The organism is Bacillus sp. S2(2024) (assembly GCF_050474045.1).
Taxonomy (GTDB): Bacteria; Bacillota; Bacilli; order Bacillales; family Bacillaceae_G; genus Bacillus_A; species Bacillus_A yunxiaonensis.
This window is the reverse complement of the sequence record NZ_JBFLUS010000003.1, coordinates 4,353,576-4,376,468: the sequence shown is the minus strand read 5'-3', so window position 1 is coordinate 4,376,468 and position 22,893 is coordinate 4,353,576. Positions and strand designations below refer to the sequence as shown.

The window sequence follows — 22,893 nt, the reverse complement described above, 5'->3', positions numbered from 1 at the left end:
AAAGGAGCGATATCTCGCTCTTTTTTTTATTCCAAAGTTTCACGTGAAACATATAAAGAAAGGTTTGGGAATTATAGGAATATAATATACAATAGTAAATAGGAAAAGGGTACTCAAAATGGATAGAGATGAAAGTTTTATGTGAACTGTCAAGTTGTAGAAAGGCCGGGTATATTTTTATGCTAAATGATCTATTTATTAATACAACTATTATTCTTTCTTTTATTTTCGTTGGTGCTCAACTTTTTAAAAATATTTCATTAAAAGAGCCGCTATCATTTGAAGTAAAATGTTTTGTTGGTATTGTAATGGGAGCTTTAGGTGCCCTGCTTATGAAGTTTGGTGTTCATATTGAGGATGTGATGCTAGATTTACGATATCTTTCTGTTATATTAGCTGCAGTTATTGGAGGACCTATTGCAAGTTTACTAGCTTCCATCATTATTTTGATTGTACGTTTATTGTTAACGGGTTATTCAATAGGAGCACAAATAGGTGTGTATGTAATTTTGTTAACAGGTATAGGTTGTACGATTATTTCAATGTTTCGTATTTCTGTTTTCAAAAAGTGGATTTGGTTACATGTTTATTGCTTAACAGTTTCATCGATTGGAATTTATATTGTTTTTAAAGATGTTCTTGTCCTAGGTTTATATTTAGTTGTTAGCATTATGACAGGATATATGACTTTTTTAAGTGCACATTATGCTTTGCAGTCAAACGAATTGTTTCGTAAGATGAAACAGTATGCAACAATGGATCCTTTAACTGGATTAGGAAATGTTCGTAAATTTGATACGGAATTGAATAGAAATATTGAGGATAAGAAAAAAAATAACAATCCACTTTGTTTATTGCTGGTAGATATTGATTATTTCAAGGATGTGAATGACAAGTATGGACACCCTGCCGGTGATGAAGTTTTACAGCAATTAGGGGCAATTTTAAAGAATAGTTCTCCATTTCCACACTTAGTATTTCGAAAAGGCGGAGAGGAATTCGCTTTATTATTACCAAAATCAACATTACAATATGCTGTGGATATAGGAGAAAGAATTCGAGCAGCTGTAGAGAAGCATGTGTTTCGATTACCAAATGATATTTGTTTACATATCACGATTTCAGTAGGTGCTTCAATCTATGTAGACTCACCACAGCAATTTATTCAACTTGCAGATGATGCATTATACTCTTCCAAACGAAATGGAAGAAATCAAGTGAATGCTGTTTCATGAAAAATAAAGTCGTCACTATGGACGACTTTATTTTTTGTTCTTATCCCGTTACTTTTGGACAGTAAGACCCCCTACTGGTGGAAGTTTCACTTTATACAAGCTCTTTTCCAGCTCCAAATTTACGGTATGCACCGTGATGGGTTGGTCCCACATATTCGTTCAATTTGAATGAGTGGCAAATTGCAGCAGTAATAAATTCTTTTGCTACTTGTACTGCTTCTTTTACAGATTTTCCTTTTGCTAGCTCTGCTGTAATTGCAGCAGCATATGTACAACCTGCGCCGTGTGTATATGTTGTTTCAATTTTTTCAGATTCTAAAATTTCAAATGTTTCTCCATCGTATAATAAATCAATTGCTTTTTCTGAACCTAGCTTGCTGCCACCTTTAATAAGTACGTATTTTGTACCTAGAGCATGCATTTTTTCAGCAGCTTGCTTCATATCTTCAAGTGAGTTAATTTTTACGCCGCTTAGTTGATACGCTTCAAATAGGTTTGGTGTTACAATCAATGCTTTTGGAACGAGCGTATCGCGTAAGCATTCGTTTGTTTCTGGATGAAGCGCTTCATCTGCCCCTTTACATACCATAACAGGGTCTACTACTACGTTTTGTAGATTATGTTTTTCAATTGTTTCAGCGACAAGCTCAATAATTTCAACAGATCCAAGCATACCTGTTTTTAATGCATCAACGCCAACGCCTTCAATTGTCGTTTCTAATTGTGGTTTTAATGTAGACGCTGGAATTGGGAATACATTATGTGCCCATCCGTTATGTGGATCCATTGTCACGATTGTTGTAAGAGCTGTCATGCCGTATACACCAAGCTCTTGGAACGTTTTTAAATCGGCTTGCATACCAGCACCGCCGCTTGTGTCAGAACCAGCGATTGTAAGTGCTTTGTTTAATGTCATTGTGAAAGCCCCCTCAAGTAATATAATGAAAACTACATTTTTATCCATTATATCAATGTTATGAATAAGTACAAAGCGAAAAAGTTACTTGAACTGCCCGTAAAAGCCCGATTGGTGAGAGCCTTTCATCAGGAGGGAATAAAGAAAAACCCCCATTGATGGGAGTTTCACTTTATTTTACTATTTTATTTTTGTACTAGTTCCTCTTGTTCATTATGATTAGGAAGTGGAAATGCATTACCAATCATTGCAGCTCCAATCATTGGTAACAATAAATTAATTGGGAAGAACATAAGTAATAATAATGTAATAGCGATTGGTTTTCGTACTGCATAGCTTGAAATGGCTGTCGTTACAATAGCTACAGAAGCAACTGGATCTAACGACGGTATGACAGTAGCCACAGCATATCCAATACTTGCACCAGCAAATACAATTGGGAAAATATGTCCGCCACGCCAACCTGTAGTTAAACAAACTGCCGTTATACATAACTTTAAAATCCCTGAAAGAAGCAGTATCCCAAATGATAATTCTGTCCATTCATTTACTAATTCTTTTAATTGGTGTTCTCCTGAAAATAGTGTATACGGAAGTATAGTTCCTGCAATCCCTAAAAGAATACCACCTATAATTGCTAATGTTAGCTTATATTCTTGAAAAGGCCGTACTATTTTTTCTAATATATGTTCCACTTTGAAATAAAAATAGCCTACACCAGCGCCTATGCAAATAAGAGGCAGAAAGGCAATCCATTCATGGAGAGCAAAAGATCCTTCTCCAAATTTAACAATAAAAGATCCTCGATTATCGAACTGACTAAGCAATAAATAAACAGAAAAACCAGCGAAAGTAGTAGCAAGATATACAATAGTCTTTTTCCCTTTAAAAGCTTCAGTGATTTGTGTATCCTCATGTTCGTTTGGAGCTAAATAACCGAATAGCGGTGCATTAAAAATAACACTTAAAGCAGCGCCAATCCCAATTTCTGTTAGTTCATGCATTCCTTTTAAAGTAAACTTAAAGCGATCACCAACCCACGTACAAAGGCCACCTATAATCCCAACAAGTGCTGCTTCTGGTCCTAAGCTTGCGCCAAATACTAAAACAATAACAGCTGTTAACGTAGCTTTATGCACAAATTGGTACTCAATTCTGCCTGTTTTCTTATATTCAGCCATGGTCTCTGGCATTAAACGAGGGTATGTACCGAAGTATTTCTGTGACAGGCCGACAAAAATACCGCCAATTACTGTTACACAAATTGTGTAATAAGGAGGTAATCCCAATTCTTTAGGTAAATATCCCCAAACAAGCTGAATTCCAGCATTTGTGACAACTAAAAATAACCAGACTACAGCACCAACTATAGCACCTAGAAACATACCGTACATGATGAGTAAATAGTGCATGTTTCTCCTAATAGTCATTCTTTATGCCTCCTTTATGTTATATTCTATTATGAAAAAGTAAGAGATTCTAATACGGAAATAGTTGGATAACCAATTCAATATGCGTATTATTTTTTTAAGGGAACTACTTGTTCAAGATACATTATAAAAATTAGCATTATTATTTTATGAACCTGTAAAACATTTGTAAGTGTACTTGCTTTTTTGTATGTGCTTCGATGGCTACTAAAATGCAATGTAACTCTTTAATTTTACATAGTAAGTGGAGTTTTTAAAATGTATTTTTGTCTATTTTTGAAACATTAATGTTATTTTTGTATAATTTGAATATTGTTAATAAATAATTAAATTCATCTATATTTTTCGTGAAGATTCAGAAAAATTGATTGACACTAGGAAATATTTGCTATAAAATCAACGGTAATTGCATAAGTCTTATCAAGAATAGGTGGAGGGACCGGGCCCTATGAAACCTTGGCAACAGCCGTAAAGCGGAATTGTGCCAAATCCTGCAGGTATTTCCTGAACGATAAGAAAGGCTACATGTCGAGCGTTTATCTAAACTGCTTCTTTCTTATTTAGGAAAGAAGCAGTTTTTTTATGTTAAGAAAGGGGATTGAGAGATGAGCGATACAAGGGGAAAAGGAACAATTTGTGTTCAAGGCGGCTATACGCCGAAAAATGGTGAACCGCGTGTTTTACCACTTTATCAAAGCACGACGTATAAATATGATACATTTGATGATTTAGCAGCTCTCTTTAATTTAGAGGCAGAAGGTTATATTTATACTCGTATTGGTAACCCAACGCTTGCAGCATTTGAGCAGAAACTGACAGAGTTAGAAGGCGGCGTCGGTGCGGTTGCAACTGCATCAGGGCAAGCAGCAATTATGTTAGCGATATTAAATATTTGCGGCAGCGGCGATCACCTGCTTTGCTCATCAACAGTATACGGCGGTACGTTTAACTTATTTGCAGTTAGTCTGCGGAAACTTGGCATTGAGGTTACTTTCTTTAATCCAAACTTAACTGCTGATGAAATTGTTGCCCTCGCAAATGAGAAAACAAAGCTTGTGTATGCAGAATCGCTTGGAAATCCAGCGATGAATGTTCTTAATTTTAAAGAGTTTTCTGATGCGGCAAAAGAGCTTGAGGTGCCATTTATCGTCGACAATACGTTAGCGACGCCGTATTTATGTCATGCTTTTGAACATGGTGCAAACATTGTCGTTCATTCTACAACGAAATATATTGATGGTCATGCAAGCTCACTTGGCGGTATTGTCATTGATGGCGGTAATTTCGATTGGAGTAAATTTCCTGAATTTGTTGAACCAGATCCAAGTTATCATGGTGTGAGTTATGTGGAAAGGTTCGGGCAAGCGGCATACATTGTGAAAGCTCGTGTGCAGTTATTAAGAGATTATGGAAATTGTATGAGTCCATTCAATGCGTATGTAAGTAATATTGGCTTAGAAACGTTGCATCTTCGTATGGAGCGTCATAGTCAAAACGCACTAGCTGTTGCACAGTGGTTATCGCAGCATGAACGCGTTGAGTGGGTCAATTACCCAGGACTTAAAGATAATGAAAATTATGCATTAGCACAAAAATATTTACCGAAAGGCGCGAGCGGTGTTTTAACGTTTGGAGTAAAGGGAGGTATTGAATCTGCTAAGCAATTTATTGCAAATGTGAAGCTCGCAGCATTGGTGACGCATGTTGCAGATGCAAGAACTTGTGTGATTCATCCTGCAAGTACAACGCACCGTCAGCTTAGTGAAGAGCAGCAGCGTCTGGCAGGTGTAACGCCTGATTTAATTCGGTTATCTGTTGGTATTGAAGATGCGGCGGATATTATTGTTGATTTAGCAGAAGCACTTTCTGGAGGAAAACAGTATGCCGATCATCATTGCTAAAGATTTACCCGCTCGTAAAGTATTACAAAATGAAAATATTTTCGTAATGACGAAAGAACGAGCAGAAACACAAGATATCCGTGCTTTGAAGATTGCTATTTTAAATTTGATGCCAACAAAGCAAGAAACTGAAACGCAGTTGCTTCGTTTAATTGGAAATACGCCGCTTCAGCTCGATGTACATTTACTTCATATGGAATCTCATACATCAAGAAATGTGGCACAGGAGCATTTAACAAGTTTCTATAAAACATTTCGAGATATTGAAGGGGAAAAATTTGACGGGTTAATCATTACTGGTGCTCCGGTTGAAACACTTCCTTTTGAAGAGGTGGATTATTGGGAAGAATTGAAGCGAATTATGGACTATTCGGAGAAGCATGTTACATCGACGCTTCACATTTGTTGGGGAGCACAAGCAGGGTTGTATTATCACTACGGTGTTCCAAAATATCCGCTTCAGCAAAAGATGTTTGGTGTGTTTGAGCATGAAGTGCAGCAGGAGAATGTGAAACTGTTACGCGGTTTTGATGAAAGCTTTTTTGCGCCGCATTCTCGTCATACGGAAGTCCGTGCATCTGATATTCAAAAAGTACAGGAACTCGATATGTTAGCGATATCTGAAGAAGCTGGTGTTCATCTTGTTATGAATAAAGATGGAAAGCATATTTTTGTTCTTGGTCATAGCGAATACAGCTGTGAGACGTTAAAGCAAGAATATGAGCGAGATCAACAAAAAGGGCTCGATATTGCTATTCCAAAAAACTATTTTAAAGATGACAATCCATTGGAAAAACCGGTGGTAAAGTGGCGTAGCCATGGGAACTTACTATTTTCAAATTGGTTGAATTACTATGTGTATCAAGAAACCCCTTATATTTTGTAAAGAAGCCATATAACACTTGGTAGCGTTTTCTTCGTAAGGAGCAACCTTTATTATTCGGAATGTTCCAAATATATTGTTTTTTTGAATTTTACCTTATATAATGGCACCTAAATACAATTTTTAGAGGGGTGGACAGTATTATGAACGAAATTCGAGTTGGCTTATTAGGTCTTGGAACTGTAGGAAGCGGTGTGGTGCGCATTATTGAAGATCATCAAGATCGTTTAGCGCATCAAATCGGTTGTCCTGTCAAAGTAACAAAAGTGTTAGTACAAAACATAGAAAAAGAACGTGAGGTCCAAGTAACTCCTACATTATTAACGAAAAATCCAGATGATATTATAAATAATCCAGATGTTGACGTTGTGATTGAGGTGATGGGCGGTATAGAAGATACGAAAGCATATATTTTACAATCGCTGCAAAACGGAAAGCACGTTGTAACAGCAAATAAAGATTTAATGGCACTTCACGGTGCAGAACTTCTTACTGTGGCAAAAGAAAATCAAGCTGATTTGTTTTATGAAGCAAGTGTAGCAGGCGGTATTCCGATTTTGCGAAGCATTGTGGAAGGTCTTTCTTCTGATCGAATTACGAAAATGATGGGAATTGTGAACGGGACAACGAATTTTATTTTGACAAAAATGTCTGAAGAAGGGAGAGCATACGAAGACGTGTTAAATGAAGCGCAGCAACTTGGATTTGCAGAGGCAGATCCAACATCAGACGTTGAAGGGTTAGATGCGGCACGAAAGATGACGATCTTAGCAACACTGGGCTTTTCTACAAATGTAGAACTTCATGATGTGACTGTAAAAGGGATTACATCCATTACGGAAGATGATATTACATATAGTAAGAGCTTAGGTTATACAATTAAATTAATCGGCGTAGCGAAGCGTGATGGCGAAAAGTTAGAGGTGACAGTAGAACCAACACTGCTGCCAAATGCGCACCCGCTTGCGGCTGTTCAAAATGAATACAATGCGGTATATGTATATGGCGAAGCGGTAGGAGAAACAATGTTTTATGGACCAGGTGCAGGAAGTTTACCAACAGCAACAGCTGTTGTATCTGACTTAGTTGCGGTTATGAAAAATGTACGTCTTGGTGTAACGGGAAATAGTGCTGTAACTCCGCAATATGAGAAAGTGTTAAAAGAGGAAGATGAAATTTATGTGAAGAAGTTTCTACGCCTTCATGTAAAAGATGAGGTAGGTGTGTTTGCCAAAATTACATCTCTGTTCTCTGAACGCGGTGTAAGCTTCGAAAAGATTATTCAAATGCCATTACAAGAGAAAGGAGCAGCTGAGATTGTCATCGTTACCCATCGCGCATCCCTTGCAGACTATGCGTATATTTTAGAAACGTTAGAAACGTACGAAGAAGTGGATTGCGTAAAAGCGAATTACCGTATTGAAGGAGATGCTCGCTAATGTGGAACGGACTACTTGCTGCTTATAAAGAATATTTACCGATTACTGATCAGACGCCGGCGCTTTCGTTATCAGAAGGAAATACACCACTTATTTTATTAGAAAACCTTTCAGAAAAATGGGGTGTTTCTATTTATGCGAAAGTAGAAGGAGCAAACCCGACAGGCTCCTTTAAAGACCGCGGGATGGTTATGGCGGTAGCAAAGGCAAAAGAAGCTGGCAGCAAAACAGTTATTTGCGCTTCAACAGGAAATACATCTGCGTCTGCGGCTGCTTATGCAGCGCGCGCAGGTTTATCTTGCATTGTTATGATTCCGAACGGAAAAATTGCATATGGTAAGTTAGCTCAGGCAGTCATGTACGGAGCTGAGATTATTAGTATTGACGGGAATTTTGATCATGCTTTGCAAATGGTGCGGAAGTTAAGTGATTCATCGCCCATTACACTTGTAAATTCAGTGAATCCGTATCGTATTGAAGGGCAAAAAACAGCAGCATTTGAAATTTGTGATGCACTCGGAAAAGCGCCTGATATTTTAGCCATTCCAGTTGGGAATGCGGGCAATATTACAGCATACTGGAAAGGGTTTACGGAGTATAACGAAAAGCATGGTACAGGTTTACCGGAAATGCGCGGTTTTGAAGCGGAAGGAGCAGCGGCGATTGTACGCGGATATAAAATTGAAGATCCTGAGACAGTTGCCACTGCAATACGCATCGGTAACCCTGCAAGCTGGGATAAAGCCGTTACTGCTGCCCATGATTCAAATGGAAAAATTGATGAGGTAACAGATGCAGAAATTCTTCAGGCTTATGAATGGCTTGCCAAGTATGAAGGAATTTTTGCAGAGCCTGCTTCTTGTGCGTCGCTTGCTGGTATTTATAAGCAAGTACAAACAGGAGAAATAACAAAAGGAAGTAAAATCGTCGCTGTTTTAACAGGAAATGGTTTAAAAGATCCTAACATTGCAATTGATACAAAAAAAATTCAGCCGCTTGTTTTGCCAAATGATGAAAAAGTTGTATTTGAACACATTCAAGGAGCTGTCCTGCGATGAAGGCGGCTCCCCTGTTTACAATTCGTGTGCCTGCCAGTACAGCAAATCTTGGACCAGGCTTTGATTCAATTGGTCTTGCGGTAAGTAAGTATTTAACGGTAGATGTATGTTCGCATTACAGATGGGAGTGCAAGGCGAAAACACCACTTCTTCAAGGTGTTCCAGAAGATGAGAATAATTTACTGATTGAGACTGCTAGGGGAATAGCCGCTCGTTATAATAAGGAGCTTCCATATTGTAGTCTCTATCTCGATAGTGATATTCCATTAGCAAGGGGACTTGGAAGCAGTGCCTCGGCAATTATTGCCGGAATTGAACTTGCCGATCAGCTCTGTGAATTGCATTTATCTAGAAGAGAAAAGTTATTAATTGCAACGGAAATAGAAGGACATATCGATAATGTTGGAGCGGCATTATATGGTGGACTTATAGTAGGAACATATGATGGAAAAGATATTTCATTTGTTTCACAACCCATTCATGACATAGAACTTGTTGCAGTTATTCCTTCATATGAACTAAAAACAGTTCATGCAAGAGATGTGCTTCCGAGTAGGTTGTTATATATGGACGGTATTCGCGGCAGCGGTGTTGCCAATGTGCTTGTAGCTGCTTTATGTAAAGAGGATTGGGTGCTTGCTGGGGAAATGATGAAACGGGATGTGTTTCATGAACCTCACCGTAAGCAGCTCGTTCCTGAATTACAAAAACTTCATGAATTAGAGCATGAGAATGTATATGGTGTTTCTTTAAGCGGTGCCGGGCCAACTGTGCTTTGTTATGTGAAAAAAGGAAGTGCTGACGAAGTGAAGGTATGGCTGCAATCTATTTTTAGTCATTGCGTGGTAGAAACGCTTCAAGTTGTCAACGAAGGGGTTCATATTATACATGAACAACAAAAGCCCATTGAAAGTATATAACTTTCAATGGGCTTCTTGCGTACGATAACTTTGTAATACCTTTGAGCCGATTTGAATAAATGCTTGAATGATCCAGCCTGTTGTAAAAGATAGAATAATGGTACCGAAATAAATGGGACCATGTAGCATGAAACTACCAACTAAAAATAGACAAGCTAGAGAAATTTCTGTTTTTCGAAAGGACCACTTTGTTTTTTCAGAGATTGTTAAAACAAATGCTTCTTGCGGCGCAGTGCCAAGCTGTGATGAAACATAGATACCGATACCTGATCCAACAAATAAATTTCCGCATACAAGTGTTATATACTTCGGAAGAGCTCGAATGCCATCCATTATAAATGCAACTGAGCCAATCATATCAACAAAAACGGAGATTAGCACCATCGTCACGATTGTACCAATTGTAATGCGCTTTCGGTTCATAGATAGTACGATAAGGGTAAAGATGAAATTAATAATAAACATCCAAGAGCCGATGCTTAAACCAAAATTTTGATATAAGGCAATGAAAAGGGAATCATACGGACTAAGACCAAATGAAGTAATCGTTGTCATCATATTGATACCTAGAGAAAGTAATAGTAATCCACCTATGAAAAATATGTGCTCTAATTTTAAAATCATAATAAAATATAAATCCTTTCTTATTTAGTTTGCTATCACAGGTTATAATGTGGAAAGCTTACCAGGTCAAGGAGACATTTATAAAATTTTTTGTATGCGTTAATATGTAGTGGGAAGGGAGAGAGTATGATGCCAAATATAAAAAAAATCGCAGAAATGGCGAGGGTCTCGGTTTCTACTGTTTCTCGTGTTTTAAATAATCATCCGTATGTAAATGAACAAAAACGAAAAGAGATATTAGCAATTATCGAAAAGTTAAATTACACGCAAAATTCGAATGCGATTCATTTAGTACGAGGAAAAACGAATGTTATCGGTGTGCTTCTTCCATTTGTAAATAATCAATATTACAGTGCAATTATAGAAGGTATTTCAAGAGAGGCTGCAAAACATAATTACAATATAATGCTCTGCCAAACGGGTTATAGCGCGGATAAAGAAATAGAGATTTTGAATATGTTAAAGATGAAAAAATTAGACGGAGTCATTATATGTTCGAAAGTCAATGCCTGTCAGGAGATTGAAAAGTACACAAAATTTGGTCCAATTGTGACGTGTGAAGATACAGCATCAGGCACAATTTCTAGCATTCATATTGATCATTACAAAACGTTTGCACTAGGAATGGAATATTTAATAGAAAAGGGACATACACGAATTGGTTACTGCGTTGGACGAAGTAATAGCTTCAACAGTCAAAATCGAAAACAGGCGTACCAGGACGCTTTATCCTCTATTCATGTTAGGCCGAAAGAAGAGTGGGAGTTTGTAGACTGCTTTACAATAGAGGACGGGACACGTGTTGTTCAATCACTGCTTCATATGAAAGAGCGTCCAACAGCCCTTCTCGTATCTTGTAATCATATTGCAGCGGGTATTGTAACTGCCGCCAAAAAAAGCGGACTTTCTATTCCAGGTGATATCACGATTATTGGTTGTGATGATCAGCAAGTTGCAGAGATACTAGATATTACAACAATTGCTCATTCGAGTGTGGAGGTTGGTGCAGGTGCATTTACAATTTTGCATGACCAAATTGCGAGTAGAGAAAAAGAAGGAAAAAGAATTGAGTTATTTGCGAAATTAACGGAAAGACTGACAACATAAGGAGTAAAGCACAATCTTCATTAAAGTGATTGTGCTTTTTTCGTAGGCTGATGAAAATCGCTTTTCGAATTTTCGTTTGGTATAATATGGTCAATCTATAAGGGGATAAGGGGTTTTAGCATGAGACAGAAATTTGTGAAAGTTATTTTATTCGTTACACTTGCATCTTTTTGTTTATTTGCTTACGGCTTTATTGTCGGTGCAAATGATGTTCTAAATCCGAAAGCTTCTAAGTTAACTCCGGCCGTGCAAAAAGAAGCAAAAGGGAAACAACAAAAAGGAACGTTACAAATTGTTAGTTTAGGTGATTCTTTAACGCGCGGTGTTGGAGATAAAGAAGGTATTGGATATATTGGACGTATGAAGAATGAATTGCAAACAAAATACAAACAAAAGGTGGCGCTTACAAACTTAGCGGTGAGTGGAGCGAAAATGCCTGATTTACTGAAACAAATGGAAAGCGGCGGTGCCGAGTATGCAATTAAGCAAGCTGATGTGCTTGTTCTGACAATTGGAGGAAACGACTTATTTCCGGGATGGGAATCGCTTGGGAATCTTGATTTAACTATATATCATCCTGATACAGTAACATTTCAAAATAATGCTAAGCAAATTTTATCCAAGCTGCGACAGTTAAATCCAAACAGCCCAATTTTCTGGATTGGTTTGTATAATCCATTTGAAGATGTGGAAGAGTTAAAAGGCTCGTCTTCGATTGTTGTTGATTGGAATGCGTCATTAGAAAAAATTGCACTCGATTATCAAAACGTATATGTTGTCCCGACATTTGATATGTTCCAACATCGCGGCAAGGATTTATTGTATTCTGATCACTTTCACCCGAATGAAACAGGCTATACATTCATAGCGGATCGTTTATTACAAAATGTTGTGAGTCAATTAAAGCTTGCTGGGGGTGAAGAGAAATGACGATAGTGTTGTCTGTACGAAATTTAAAAAAAGTAATCAAGAAAAAAACGCTTGTTGAAAATGTGTCGTTTGATATACAGCAAGGAGAAGTATTTGGTTTTTTGGGGCCGAACGGGGCGGGGAAAACAACAACGATTCGTATGCTTGTCGGTCTTATTCAAGCAACAGAGGGAACAATTTCAATCGGTGGTTATGATATAAAAGAAAATTTTCGCGGAGCGATGAGGCAAATTGGAAGTATTGTTGAAAACCCAGAACTGTATACATATTTGACTGGCTTTGAAAATTTAAAGCAATTCGCTCGCATGCTAGGCGGGATTTCTGATGGGCGTATTATAGAAATTGCAAAAATGGTACATCTTGATGAACGCATTCATGATAAGGTGAAAACATATTCACTTGGAATGAAGCAACGCCTTGGGATTGCGCAGGCCCTTCTTGGGAATCCGAAACTTCTTATATTAGATGAACCGACAAATGGACTTGATCCAGCTGGTATTCGAGAACTTCGTGAATTTGTGCATACGCTTGTGAAAGAGGAAAACATTAGTGTATTCATCTCTAGCCACTTGTTAAGTGAAGTGCAAATGATTTGTGACCGCGTTGCGATTATTAATAAAGGGAAAGTGATTACGGTAGCAAGGGTTGAAGAATTAGTGAAGCAAGCGAGTGGCCGTATGGAATGGGTTGTGACACCGCTTGAAAAAGCAAAGGCATTGCTTGAAAAATCTGATGAAGTGACAGAACTTGTAGTAGAAGAAGGGCGATTATTATGCCGTATGAATCAAGAACGTGTAAGCTTTTATAATAAAAAATTAGTAGAACATGATGTAGACGTTCATAGTGTAAAAGAAATTGTATTTACATTGGAAGATTTATTTATGGAACTGACAAAGGGGGAGCAGCATGCGTGAATTTGCGAACCTCGTCTATAATGAGGCGGAGAAAATATATCGAAAGAAACGTATTGTAGTAGTCATGCTCATTTTGGCAATTTTAATTCCAATTTTTGTTTATGCACAGTATCGGGAAGTACAGACGACCATAAAACGTCTTGGTACAAGTGATTGGAAAGTATCATTGCAGCAGCAAATTGTTGATTCACAAAATCGTTTAAATAATTCGCGTCTTCCCGAAGAATGGAAAGCGTGGTTAAAGGTAAAAGTGGAACAGCAGCAATATTATTTGGAGCATAATATTAATCCAAGCTCGCCAGGAGCACCGACATTTGTACGCGCGTTTATTGAACAAGGAATTACATTATTTATTCCGCTTCTCGTCATGATTATAGCAATTGATATTGTATCGGGAGAGCGAAGTGACGGAACGATGAAAATGCTCCTTACTCGGCCAATTCGGCGCTGGAAAATTCTTTTAAGTAAATACGTAACGATGGTGCTGTTTATTTCGCTCATTTTATTGCTTGTTGGTATTCTTTCTTACGTAATATCAGGAATTGTATTTGGTTATTCAGGGTGGAACCTACCAATGCTGACAGGGTTTGTAACTGAAAAGGATACACTAAACACAAACTTTGTTCATCTTATTCCGCAGTGGCAATATATTATTATGGCTTACGGGCTTGCTTGGTTTGTTGCGGTTGTCGTCGGCACAATCTCATTTATGGTTTCCGTACTGATTCGCAATACACCAGCTGGCATGGGGGTTATGCTGGCAGCGTTAATTGCTGGAGGTATCTTAAATAATTTTGCAACATCTTGGGAAGGTGCAAAATATATTTTTAGTGTTAATTTATCATTAACAGATTATTTATCAGGACAGCTCCCCGCGTTGCAGGGATTATCAATGAGCTTTTCATTACTTAATCTAACAATATGGGCAGTTGTATCGCTTATTATTGCTTTTGCGGTATTTACAAAACAAGATATGGTCAATTAATCGATAGGAAGTGAAAGAATGGAACAAATGCTGAAGAATGATTGGGCACCCTTACTGGCACCTGAATTTGAGAAACCATACTATCAACAATTACAATCATTTTTAAAAGAAGAATATCATACACATGTTGTGTATCCGAAGCAGGAAGATATTTTTAATGCTTTGCATTATACAAGCTATCAAGATACGAAGGTACTTATTTTAGGACAAGATCCATATCATGGACCAAATCAAGCACACGGTTTAAGTTTTTCAGTGCAACCTGGCGTACGCACGCCGCCGTCACTGCAAAATATGTACAAAGAGCTACAGGATGATCTAGGTTACCCAATACCGAATAACGGCTATTTAGTAAAATGGGCAGAACAAGGTGTGCTTTTACTAAATACTGTATTAACTGTACGTCAAGGAGAAGCCAATTCTCACAAAGGAAAGGGATGGGAAATTTTCACGGATCGGATTATTGAGTTGTTAAATGAACGGGAAAAGCCAGTTATCTTTGTGTTATGGGGACGACCTGCTCAGGCAAAGAAAAAGCTCATTACAAATCCAAATCATTATATTATCGAATCCGTTCATCCAAGCCCATTATCAGCACGCAGAGGGTTCTTTGGCAGCAAACCATTTTCAAAAATAAACAACTTCTTAGTAGAACAAGGAGAGCAGGAGATTGATTGGCAAATTCCAAATATCTAAATAAGAGTTCTTTCATTTAGATATCTATACGTGCAAAAGCAGATCACTACATATGTAGTGATCTGCTTTTTATTTATTTTCTTCTTCTTTTTTTAATTTCGCATCTAGTACGAACGTACCAAATGGAATAACAGATGCAACAAGTGCACCAAATGTCCATGACTTTGATTTATGATGAATAGTGGTTACTTGAAAGACAGCGTAGATGAATAGTATAAACAAGACACCATGTGCCATACCTGCTACAGTAACGGCTTTTGAAAAGCCCGCAAAATATTTCAGCGGCATTGCGATGAATAGAAGGATTAGAAAAGAAATTCCTTCAAGTAATCCAATGACTCTCAAACGCCCAATCGGTGTTGATAACATAAAATGACCTCCTTATATAAGCTTGTCTATAGTAAATTTGTATTCTTTTTATGAATAAAATAGTCTATTTTGTCCCATTATAAACCAAAATAAACTTTACACTATGAAAATAGTGTAAAGTTCAAAATATCTTCACAAGCTGGTAAAAATAAAAAATAAATCCAGCTGAAATATTTGACTTCAGCTGGATTTTATAGATGGTTCGTTCAACTAATCCTCAACAAGCAAGCTGTTCTATACAAGCACTTCACTGTTTAAAACAAATTGTTCTACGACTTTTGCAACACCGTCATTCATGTTTGTGTCTGTTACATAATTAGCAATGGCTTTAATGTCATCAGGTGCATTGCCCATTGCAACGCCAAGACCAGCAAATTCAATCATTGCTAGATCATTATAACTATCGCCCATTGCGATAACCTCTTCACGTTTAATACCCAGCTTTTGGATGAGTTGGTTTAAGCTTGTACCCTTTGTTACGCCAGCTTCTGTGAATTCTAAGAAGAATGGCTTTGAGCGCATAACACTTAATTGGCCGTCAAGTTCTTGTTGTAATTTTTTTTCAACTTCTGCAAGGCGTTCTGGTGCTTCCATCATTAATACTTTTACAACAGGTTCTTTCACTGCATCTACAAAACTATCAACTTCAATAATTGGCATACCCGTAATATGAGCTTCAACTTCTGTATATTCATTATTTTCCTCTGTTACAATGTTATCACCGATGTACGTATGAATCCAAACGTCCTCGTTTTGGCTTGTTTTATATAAATTATGAACGATTTCAGGTGATAGTGTACTGCTAAATAATTCTTCGTTTGTTTTGCAATTAATAATTTTTGCACCGTTAAACGATAAAATAAAACTTCCGTATTCTTCTAAATTAAGTTCTTTTGCAACCGCCCACATCGCAAATGTTGGACGGCCAGAAGCTAGTACAACTTTCACGCCGCGCCCTTGTGCTTTCATCAGAGCTTCTTTTGTACGCGGTGAAATGGTATGGTCATCACGAAGTAATGTATCATCTAAGTCTAGTACAATCATTTTATAAGGCATTTGAATGGTCCTTCCTATATGAATTTAACATAAATTATAAGGCATCGAATTTCTTTGTAAATGGAATCGATTCCGTATGAATCCATATACGAGCAGAAGAATCTTGTCTGCTCATATATGTCTCTATTATCGTAACAACACTTAAAATAGACTGCAATGCTTGAAGTTTACCAATTTAGTTTACATTTCGTGTCGATTTATTTAATTAACCTAGGCAGGAAGGGTGTTTGTTAAGATTTATGATGCCTGTTTGCCCGTTGAACGAGAAAATAAAACTTCTAGTATAATGGCCATTACAGAACCGAGTACAAGGCCGTTGCTTAAAAAGGATGCAAGAAACGGTGGAAGTGAAGAAAAGGATCCTGATGGGATAAACATGACACCAATCCCGGTAAATAGAGCGAGACCGGAAACTTTGAATAAGCGCTCTTTATCTTTCACAGTTTCATATTCTCGAAAAGCTAGCCCAATCATGCTTGCAAATACAGGATAAATAGCTGCATAACCAACAGCTACTGGAATTGCTGCAAAGAAAGATGTAACTTTCGGAAATAAGCTAATAAGAATAATAAAGGTTGAACCTAGAATAAACGGTAATCGTTTATAAATATTTGTTGTTGAAATAAAACCAGCTGATCCAGAAATAGCAACAGGCCCAATTGCTGAAAAAAGGCCCCCTAGAATCTGGTTGATGCCGGTAATAATCCCTGCTTGTTTAAAACGATTTTGCATTGCGGTTTCTTCATGTTTTGAAACGACTTGTTGCACAACGCGAATACTTGCAAGCATGTTTGTAAGCAATAGTAGTGTTACGAAAATAACAGTAATAACCATATTCCATTCAGCGCGTGGCATACCGAAAACAAAGATAGAAGGAAGATGGACGATATCATTTACTGGTGTAATCGGATTAGAGAGCCCGAAGTAAGCAAATAGTACCCAACCGATTACGATACTACATAAAACAGAATATTGTCCGATAACAGGTAGCTTCATAATAAAGAATGATAGTAAAATAATAATGAGAGAAAGAAGAAGTACTTTTCCTTGTATTTCTTTATGTTGTCCATCAAGACCAAACATCCCTTTCAAAAAGGAGCCGCTTAGCTGGGCAACGAGAAGAAATAAATATGTTCCGACGACAGTTGGTGTAAAATAGCGTACGAGCTTATCGATAAGTCCCAATACACTAAGAAGGATACAAATGAGACCACTTAGTAAAAAGGAATATTGCAGTACACGAAGTGTTTCACCACTTGATCCAAATAACACAATTCCGAGGCTTGCGTATAACGAAAATATACCCCACCAAAGTCCAGCAGGCCCCTCTTGAATTGGTAAGCGGTGTCCAAATACAGCTTGTAATATGCCGGCAAAGCCAAGAACAAATAATGTTCGTTGTACAAAAGCGATAGCCTCTGCCCCTTCAAGTCCGTAACTAGCAGCAACACTAATCGGGACAATAAGACTACCGGCTAAAATAAATAATGCCCATTGTAAGGCAGACAGCAATGTTTTCATCTTATCGACCTCTTTCTTGTATTCCGTTTCTAGTATATATGTATTTGATTTGTTGTGGCAAAGATTGAACATAGAGAAAAGAGATGAAAGAATATCATGAGTGCACGTAAACAATTGACTATTGCAATTATATGTATGTGTTTCGTTGTAATTGTTGGAACAATCGGGTTTATGATAATAGAAGAGATTAGTATGTTTCAAGCATTTTGGATGACAATGATTACTGTATTAACAGTTGGATATGGAGATGCCGTTCCATTAACGAAAGCAGGGAAGATTTTTGCTCTTTTAATTATTCCGCTTGGCGTTGGTATTGTGACGTATGCGATCGGGGTAGTAGCGGCTATGATTGTTGAAGGGAATTTATTTCAGGCGGTGCGGAGGAAGCAGATGGAGAAACAAATTGCAGAAATAAAAGATCATATTATTGTGTGCGGATGTGGCAGGGTTGGCTTGCAAGTTGTGCAAGAATTACGGGAAAAAAACATGCCTTTTATTGTTGTCGATAGAGAAGAGTCCGTATTAACGGAACAAAAGCTTTTATATGTACACGGAGATGCGACAGATGATGAAGTGTTACATAAGGCTGGTATTACGAGGGCAGCTGGTTTAGTGGCAATCGTTGCGAGTGACGCAGAAAATGTGTTTATTACATTAACCGCAAGAGGCCTAAACCCGAATATTAAAATTATAGCTCGGGCAGAAAAACAAGAGTCAGAAGAGAAATTACGCCGCGCTGGTGCGAATAAAGTCATTAATCCTTCTAGTATGGCGGGAATTCATATTGCAAAAGGAATTGCGAACCCGTTCACTGTCCATTATATAGATACGGTGTTATATGGAACGGACCAGAATTTTGCTATTGAAGAAATTGAAATAGCTGCAGGGTCATCCTTAATTGGAAAAACATTAATGGAAGAAAATATAAGGAATCGTTTTGATGTTACGATTTTAGCGATTTTACGAGATGGACATATTATTCATAACCCAACAGGGGCGGAAAAATTAGCAGAACGTGATATGATAATAGTATTTGGTCCAGTAGAGAAATTGGAGCAATTTGAGAAAGAATTACAAAACACGAGGTGATAAAGAATGCAAATATCTAGTGATAAGATTTTGAATAAAATGGCAAGCGAAATTGCAAAAGCGAAAGGAAGCGAATCACATAAAACGAAAGAACATCTTCTAGTCGTTCGCGCATTATGCGATTTATTGCTCGAAGAACAGACGGAAGCTCCTGCGTATGTTGAGACGAAAATACAAACGCATGTTATATCGCCGCAAATGCCGATTCAACCAACTGCTACATTTTCAGGAGAGCCTGTATATATAAAAGAAGAGGATGCAAACGGAAACTCTCTTTTTGATTTTTAAAAGTTAAATAGTTGGATTGTGTGTAAAAATTTTTTATTATAAAAATAAAAAGGGGAATTCCAATGAAAATTTTCTTCTTATTAGGTTGTATTGCAGCTGCATTATCTGTTGCGCTTGGTGCATTTGGAGCGCACGGACTTGAAGGGAAAATCTCTGCGAAAATGTTAGAAGTTTGGAAAACAGGTGTTACGTATCAAATGTTTCATGCAGTTGGATTATTTGTTGTAGCTTTGTTAATGGACAAGATTCAATCTTCTCTTGTAAGCGCAGCAGGCTGGTGTATGGTGGCAGGTATTATTCTGTTTTCCGGAAGCCTATATGCATTAAGTACAACTGGCATGAAATTTTTTGGCCCAATCACTCCGCTTGGCGGCGTAGCGTTTATTGTAGGCTGGATTTTACTAGGAACTGCGGTTGTAAAAGGTTTATAAAGTGAAACTTCCATCAGTGGGGGAACACCGCCCGCAAATAGCGGGATAAAAATAAAACAAAAGCTGGCATTTGCCAGCTTTTTCTTATTATCTTGGAGGATAAGTTGCTGGTTGTTGTCCTGGGAAGTAGGTGATTTCTCCAGGGAATTCTACATAATCAAGATAGATCATAAGCAGTAAATAACGTTTTCCCGACTTAGGTTCACTTACAATGATATGATCGCGTCCTGCGGCCTCAATGATGCCTGTATAGGATTGTGTACCAAGTGTGCTGCCGCGCTCATATGTCATGAAAAAAGTCGCTGGTTTTCCTTTGTTTAAACGAAGGATATTTTCAATATACGATTGCTCAAGTGGAAGCATGCCTTGAGAAGCGGCAAGTTGTGCTTGAGCAGTTTGTTGTGTTTGCTGTGTTGGCATTTGCTGCCCTGGTTGCGGCTGCATATATCCGCCAGATGGTTGATAAAATCCTCCCCCATAGTATGGGTTTTGTTGCTGTGCCATACAAAATCCCTCCTCTTTTCAGTTCACTAATATACACCTGGACAGTTTTCACCAGTTGGTTGAAAAAAGCAATGGTTTTTAAAACGACCAGAATTTTCTTGATTAAACCAAGTTGGTGGACAATCACCTACCGGCCGGAAAAACCATAAAGAAAAATTAGCAGGCCAGAAGCGTTCACCTTGAACTGTACGCCTTGCTAAGGCGAGATCACTTTCACGGGCACGCTGATAGAAGTAACCTTTTTGTGTAGCCTCAAATCCACCAGGACTTTGAAATACCATTTGACGAAGGTTTCGAATCTTTTTAAAGTCTAAGCAATTCCCTCTTACGCGATTGACGCCGACATTTCCAACCATAAGCATTCCTTTAGGTCCTTCTCCTTCTGCTTCTGCTCGCATTAACCTTGCGAGTAGTTTTAAGTGTTCTTCTGTGTAGGCAATAACACCCATCTGTGTCACCTCTCTTATTACTCTGCTAGAGAAAAGAAAGTGTAGAACAATCACTAATTCATACGTATGAAAAAAAGAGGGCAGATATGACAACTAAGCCATGTTTTGTGATGAGGGATAATCTTTAGTTTTGTTAGGAGGTTATTCAACCGGGAGTGTTAGTAGGGTATAAAAAAAGGAACGAAAATCGTTCCTTTTTAGCTTACACGTGTAAAAATTTTGCGACCTTCTCGCTTGGTAAAATGTTTCCAACGAAAAATGTTCCAAATTCACCGTAACGTGCACTTACTTCATCAAAGCGCATTTCGTATACAAGTTTCTTAAATTGAAGAACATCATCAGCGAATAATGTTACGCCCCATTCATAATCATCAAAACCTACAGAACCAGTAATGATTTGACGTACTTTTCCTGCATATTGACGACCGATTTTGCCGTGGCTATACATTAATTTTTTGCGCTCTTCCATCGGTAACATGTACCAGTTATCATCACCTTGGCGGCGCTTGTCCATCGGATAGAAGCAAACGTGATTTGCTTTTGGTAATGTTGGGTATAGACGCGCAAGAATTTGTGGATTTTGGTACGGATCTTCTTCAGCAGGAAGATAGTTACTTAACTCCACAACAGATACGTAAGAGTATGTAGGAAGCATATACTCTGCTAGTGTTGTTTTATTGAATTCTGCTTCAATTTCATTTAATTCTTCCATTGTTGGACGTAAAATCATGAACATGATATCAGCCTTTTGCCCAACGATTGTATACATTGCATGGCTACCTTGTTTTGCAGTTTCTGTTTTGTTCCATTTTTCAACGATGTTTAAAAATTCGAACATTGCTTGCTGACGCTCGTCACTAGATAATGTTTTCCAAGCCGCCCAGTCCATAGAACGGAAATCGTGTAAACAATACCAACCATCTAACGTTTTTGCTGCTTCACTCATTAGGTTCACCTCAAATAATCAAGTTTTACACGTTAACTATATCATATATAGATGAAAAAGCATGTATCGGAATCTTGGGAGCACAAAATTGTCACATTTCATGGCGGAATTTTAAGAAAATATAATCATTTTCATTTTACCTATTTTTTAGAAGCAATAAGTTTAAAATATAGATAAAAAGCGGTATTCTTAAATATGGATTTGAATTTGTAGGAGGGTTATTGGTGAGCGATTTATTTACAACAGTAAAAGAAAAAGTTCAAGGTAAAGGCATTTCTATCGTACTTCCTGAAGGAACTGATGAAAGAATTTTAGGCGCTGCAGAGCGTTTAGCAAAAGAAGAATTAGTAAAACCAATCTTAGTTGGTAATAAAGAAGAAATTAGCGCGAAAGCTGCTAGCATGAACTTAACATTAGCAGGCGTTGATATTTACGATCCAGCTACATATGAAGAAATGGATGCAATGGTAGCATCTTTTATTGAACGCCGTAAAGGTAAAGCAACAGAAGATGCTGCTCGTGAAATCCTAAAAGACGAAAACTATTTCGGTACAATGCTTGTATACATGGGCAAAGCACACGGTTTAGTAAGTGGTGCAGCTCATTCTACGGCTGATACAGTTCGTCCAGCACTTCAAATTATCAAGACAAAACCAGGCGTTACAAAAACTTCTGGCGTATTTATCATGGTACGTGAAGAAGAGAAATACGTATTCGCTGACTGCGCAATCAATATTGCACCAAACAGCCAAGATTTAGCTGAAATTGGTATTGAAAGTGCAAAAACAGCTGAATTATTCGGTATTGATCCACGCGTTGCAATGTTAAGCTTCTCTACAAAAGGATCTGCAAAATCTTCAGAAACAGAAAAAGTTGTAGAAGCAACTCGCATCGCGAAAGAAATGGCTCCTGAATTAACATTAGACGGTGAGTTCCAATTTGACGCTGCATTTGTACCATCTGTAGCTGAAAAGAAAGCACCAGGTTCTGTTATTAAAGGTGACGCGAATGTATTCGTATTCCCAAGCTTAGAAGCTGGAAATATCGGTTACAAAATTGCACAGCGCTTAGGTAACTTCGAAGCAGTAGGACCAATCTTACAAGGCTTAAATATGCCAGTAAATGATTTATCTCGTGGTTGTAACGAAGAAGAAGTGTACAAGCTTGCTTTAATTACAGCAGCTCAAGCATTATAATCATGA

General features: G+C 37.8%; 24 protein-coding genes and 1 riboswitch. Of the genes, 15 read left to right on the top strand and 9 right to left on the bottom strand.

Going from position 1 to position 22,893, the window contains the following annotated elements; all coding sequences use genetic code 11:
* Positions 1 to 179: 179 nt before the first annotated feature.
* Positions 180 to 1,235 carry a diguanylate cyclase gene (locus tag AB1284_RS22225; RefSeq protein WP_429752952.1) on the top strand — a complete coding sequence of 352 codons (1,056 nt, stop codon included), beginning with the start codon at positions 180 to 182 and terminating at the stop codon, positions 1,233 to 1,235.
* A gap of 91 nt (positions 1,236 to 1,326) precedes the next feature.
* Here AB1284_RS22225 and pdxK read toward each other — a convergent pair whose 3' ends face one another.
* A complete protein-coding gene (gene pdxK / locus AB1284_RS22220; RefSeq protein ID WP_429752953.1) occupies positions 1,327 to 2,151 on the bottom strand; it encodes a pyridoxine/pyridoxal/pyridoxamine kinase in 825 nt (274 codons plus the stop codon).
* Positions 2,152 to 2,336: 185 nt separating this feature from the next.
* The gene (locus tag AB1284_RS22215) at positions 2,337 to 3,581 is read right to left on the bottom strand and encodes a chloride channel protein (protein ID WP_429752954.1); all 1,245 of its coding nucleotides are present in this window, start codon (positions 3,579 to 3,581) and stop codon (positions 2,337 to 2,339) included.
* A gap of 414 nt (positions 3,582 to 3,995) precedes the next feature.
* Positions 3,996 to 4,099, top strand: a riboswitch (SAM riboswitch).
* A gap of 87 nt (positions 4,100 to 4,186) precedes the next feature.
* On the opposite strand from AB1284_RS22215, the gene AB1284_RS22210 reads away from it, so the two are divergent.
* The 5 genes from AB1284_RS22210 to thrB all read left to right on the top strand — a co-directional run bounded on the left by AB1284_RS22210 (position 4,187) and on the right by thrB (position 9,782).
* Positions 4,187 to 5,482 (top strand): bifunctional O-acetylhomoserine aminocarboxypropyltransferase/cysteine synthase, encoded by a 1,296-nt coding sequence (locus AB1284_RS22210; RefSeq protein WP_429752955.1) that lies wholly within the window; start codon positions 4,187 to 4,189, stop codon positions 5,480 to 5,482.
* Positions 5,463 to 6,368: a homoserine O-acetyltransferase MetA gene (gene metA / locus AB1284_RS22205; RefSeq protein WP_429752956.1), complete on the top strand. Its 906-nt coding sequence runs from the start codon at positions 5,463 to 5,465 to the stop codon at positions 6,366 to 6,368. Before AB1284_RS22210 ends, metA begins: the two co-directional genes overlap by 20 nt.
* Positions 6,369 to 6,508: 140 nt before the next feature.
* Positions 6,509 to 7,804, top strand: a complete 1,296-nt coding sequence (locus tag AB1284_RS22200) for a homoserine dehydrogenase (protein ID WP_429752957.1) — start codon at positions 6,509 to 6,511, stop codon at positions 7,802 to 7,804.
* Positions 7,804 to 8,862 (top strand): threonine synthase, encoded by a 1,059-nt coding sequence (gene thrC / locus AB1284_RS22195; protein ID WP_429752958.1) that lies wholly within the window; start codon positions 7,804 to 7,806, stop codon positions 8,860 to 8,862. The genes AB1284_RS22200 and thrC overlap by 1 nt, the downstream gene beginning before the upstream one ends.
* Positions 8,859 to 9,782, top strand: a complete 924-nt coding sequence (gene thrB / locus AB1284_RS22190; protein WP_429752959.1) for a homoserine kinase — start codon at positions 8,859 to 8,861, stop codon at positions 9,780 to 9,782. The genes thrC and thrB overlap by 4 nt, the downstream gene beginning before the upstream one ends.
* A 3-nt stretch (positions 9,783 to 9,785) precedes the next feature.
* Here thrB and AB1284_RS22185 read toward each other — a convergent pair whose 3' ends face one another.
* On the bottom strand, positions 9,786 to 10,406 hold the full coding sequence (locus AB1284_RS22185; protein ID WP_429752960.1) for a YczE/YyaS/YitT family protein: 621 nt from the start codon (positions 10,404 to 10,406) through the stop codon (positions 9,786 to 9,788).
* Between the two features lie 129 nt (positions 10,407 to 10,535).
* Here AB1284_RS22185 and AB1284_RS22180 point away from each other — a divergent pair, with 129 nt between their 5' ends.
* The 5 genes from AB1284_RS22180 (at position 10,536) to AB1284_RS22160 (ending at position 15,038) form a co-directional block, all read left to right on the top strand.
* Positions 10,536 to 11,513, top strand: coding sequence for a LacI family DNA-binding transcriptional regulator (locus tag AB1284_RS22180; protein ID WP_429752961.1), 978 nt, complete (start codon positions 10,536 to 10,538; stop codon positions 11,511 to 11,513).
* Between the two features lie 120 nt (positions 11,514 to 11,633).
* Positions 11,634 to 12,443, top strand: a complete 810-nt coding sequence (locus tag AB1284_RS22175; protein WP_429752962.1) for an SGNH/GDSL hydrolase family protein — start codon at positions 11,634 to 11,636, stop codon at positions 12,441 to 12,443.
* Positions 12,440 to 13,357 (top strand): ABC transporter ATP-binding protein, encoded by a 918-nt coding sequence (locus tag AB1284_RS22170; protein ID WP_429752963.1) that lies wholly within the window; start codon positions 12,440 to 12,442, stop codon positions 13,355 to 13,357. The genes AB1284_RS22175 and AB1284_RS22170 overlap by 4 nt, the downstream gene beginning before the upstream one ends.
* Positions 13,350 to 14,342 (top strand): ABC transporter permease, encoded by a 993-nt coding sequence (locus AB1284_RS22165; RefSeq protein ID WP_429752964.1) that lies wholly within the window; start codon positions 13,350 to 13,352, stop codon positions 14,340 to 14,342. Before AB1284_RS22170 ends, AB1284_RS22165 begins: the two co-directional genes overlap by 8 nt.
* An 18-nt stretch (positions 14,343 to 14,360) precedes the next feature.
* A complete protein-coding gene (locus AB1284_RS22160; RefSeq protein ID WP_429752965.1) occupies positions 14,361 to 15,038 on the top strand; it encodes a uracil-DNA glycosylase in 678 nt (225 codons plus the stop codon).
* 69 nt (positions 15,039 to 15,107) lie between these two features.
* Here the strand turns inward: AB1284_RS22160 and AB1284_RS22155 are convergent, their stop codons facing one another.
* The 3 genes from AB1284_RS22155 to AB1284_RS22145 form a co-directional block, all read right to left on the bottom strand.
* Positions 15,108 to 15,407 (bottom strand): DUF3817 domain-containing protein, encoded by a 300-nt coding sequence (locus AB1284_RS22155; RefSeq protein WP_429752966.1) that lies wholly within the window; start codon positions 15,405 to 15,407, stop codon positions 15,108 to 15,110.
* A 234-nt stretch (positions 15,408 to 15,641) separates the two neighbouring features.
* Complete coding sequence (locus tag AB1284_RS22150) at positions 15,642 to 16,463, bottom strand: Cof-type HAD-IIB family hydrolase (protein ID WP_429752967.1); 822 nt, start codon at positions 16,461 to 16,463, stop codon at positions 15,642 to 15,644.
* Positions 16,464 to 16,700: 237 nt separating this feature from the next.
* Positions 16,701 to 17,984 (bottom strand): purine/pyrimidine permease, encoded by a 1,284-nt coding sequence (locus AB1284_RS22145; RefSeq protein ID WP_429752968.1) that lies wholly within the window; start codon positions 17,982 to 17,984, stop codon positions 16,701 to 16,703.
* Between the two features lie 96 nt (positions 17,985 to 18,080).
* Between AB1284_RS22145 and AB1284_RS22140 the strand changes: the two genes are divergently transcribed.
* The 3 genes from AB1284_RS22140 to AB1284_RS22130 all read left to right on the top strand — a co-directional run bounded on the left by AB1284_RS22140 (position 18,081) and on the right by AB1284_RS22130 (position 19,792).
* A complete protein-coding gene (locus tag AB1284_RS22140) occupies positions 18,081 to 19,073 on the top strand; it encodes a potassium channel family protein (protein ID WP_429752969.1) in 993 nt (330 codons plus the stop codon).
* A 6-nt stretch (positions 19,074 to 19,079) separates the two neighbouring features.
* Complete coding sequence (locus AB1284_RS22135) at positions 19,080 to 19,361, top strand: YwdI family protein (RefSeq protein ID WP_429752970.1); 282 nt, start codon at positions 19,080 to 19,082, stop codon at positions 19,359 to 19,361.
* Between the two features lie 62 nt (positions 19,362 to 19,423).
* A complete protein-coding gene (locus tag AB1284_RS22130) occupies positions 19,424 to 19,792 on the top strand; it encodes a DUF423 domain-containing protein (RefSeq protein WP_429752971.1) in 369 nt (122 codons plus the stop codon).
* Between the two features lie 87 nt (positions 19,793 to 19,879).
* Here AB1284_RS22130 and gerQ read toward each other — a convergent pair whose 3' ends face one another.
* The 3 genes from gerQ to hemQ all read right to left on the bottom strand — a co-directional run bounded on the left by gerQ (position 19,880) and on the right by hemQ (position 21,691).
* Positions 19,880 to 20,296, bottom strand: coding sequence for a spore coat protein GerQ (gene gerQ / locus AB1284_RS22125; protein WP_429752972.1), 417 nt, complete (start codon positions 20,294 to 20,296; stop codon positions 19,880 to 19,882).
* A gap of 26 nt (positions 20,297 to 20,322) precedes the next feature.
* Positions 20,323 to 20,745 (bottom strand): cell wall hydrolase, encoded by a 423-nt coding sequence (locus AB1284_RS22120; RefSeq protein ID WP_429752973.1) that lies wholly within the window; start codon positions 20,743 to 20,745, stop codon positions 20,323 to 20,325.
* Between the two features lie 202 nt (positions 20,746 to 20,947).
* Positions 20,948 to 21,691: a hydrogen peroxide-dependent heme synthase gene (hemQ, locus tag AB1284_RS22115; RefSeq protein ID WP_429709746.1), complete on the bottom strand. Its 744-nt coding sequence runs from the start codon at positions 21,689 to 21,691 to the stop codon at positions 20,948 to 20,950.
* Between the two features lie 224 nt (positions 21,692 to 21,915).
* Here hemQ and pta point away from each other — a divergent pair, with 224 nt between their 5' ends.
* Positions 21,916 to 22,887 carry a phosphate acetyltransferase gene (pta, locus tag AB1284_RS22110; protein ID WP_429752974.1) on the top strand — a complete coding sequence of 324 codons (972 nt, stop codon included), beginning with the start codon at positions 21,916 to 21,918 and terminating at the stop codon, positions 22,885 to 22,887.
* Positions 22,888 to 22,893: the final 6 nt, after the last annotated feature.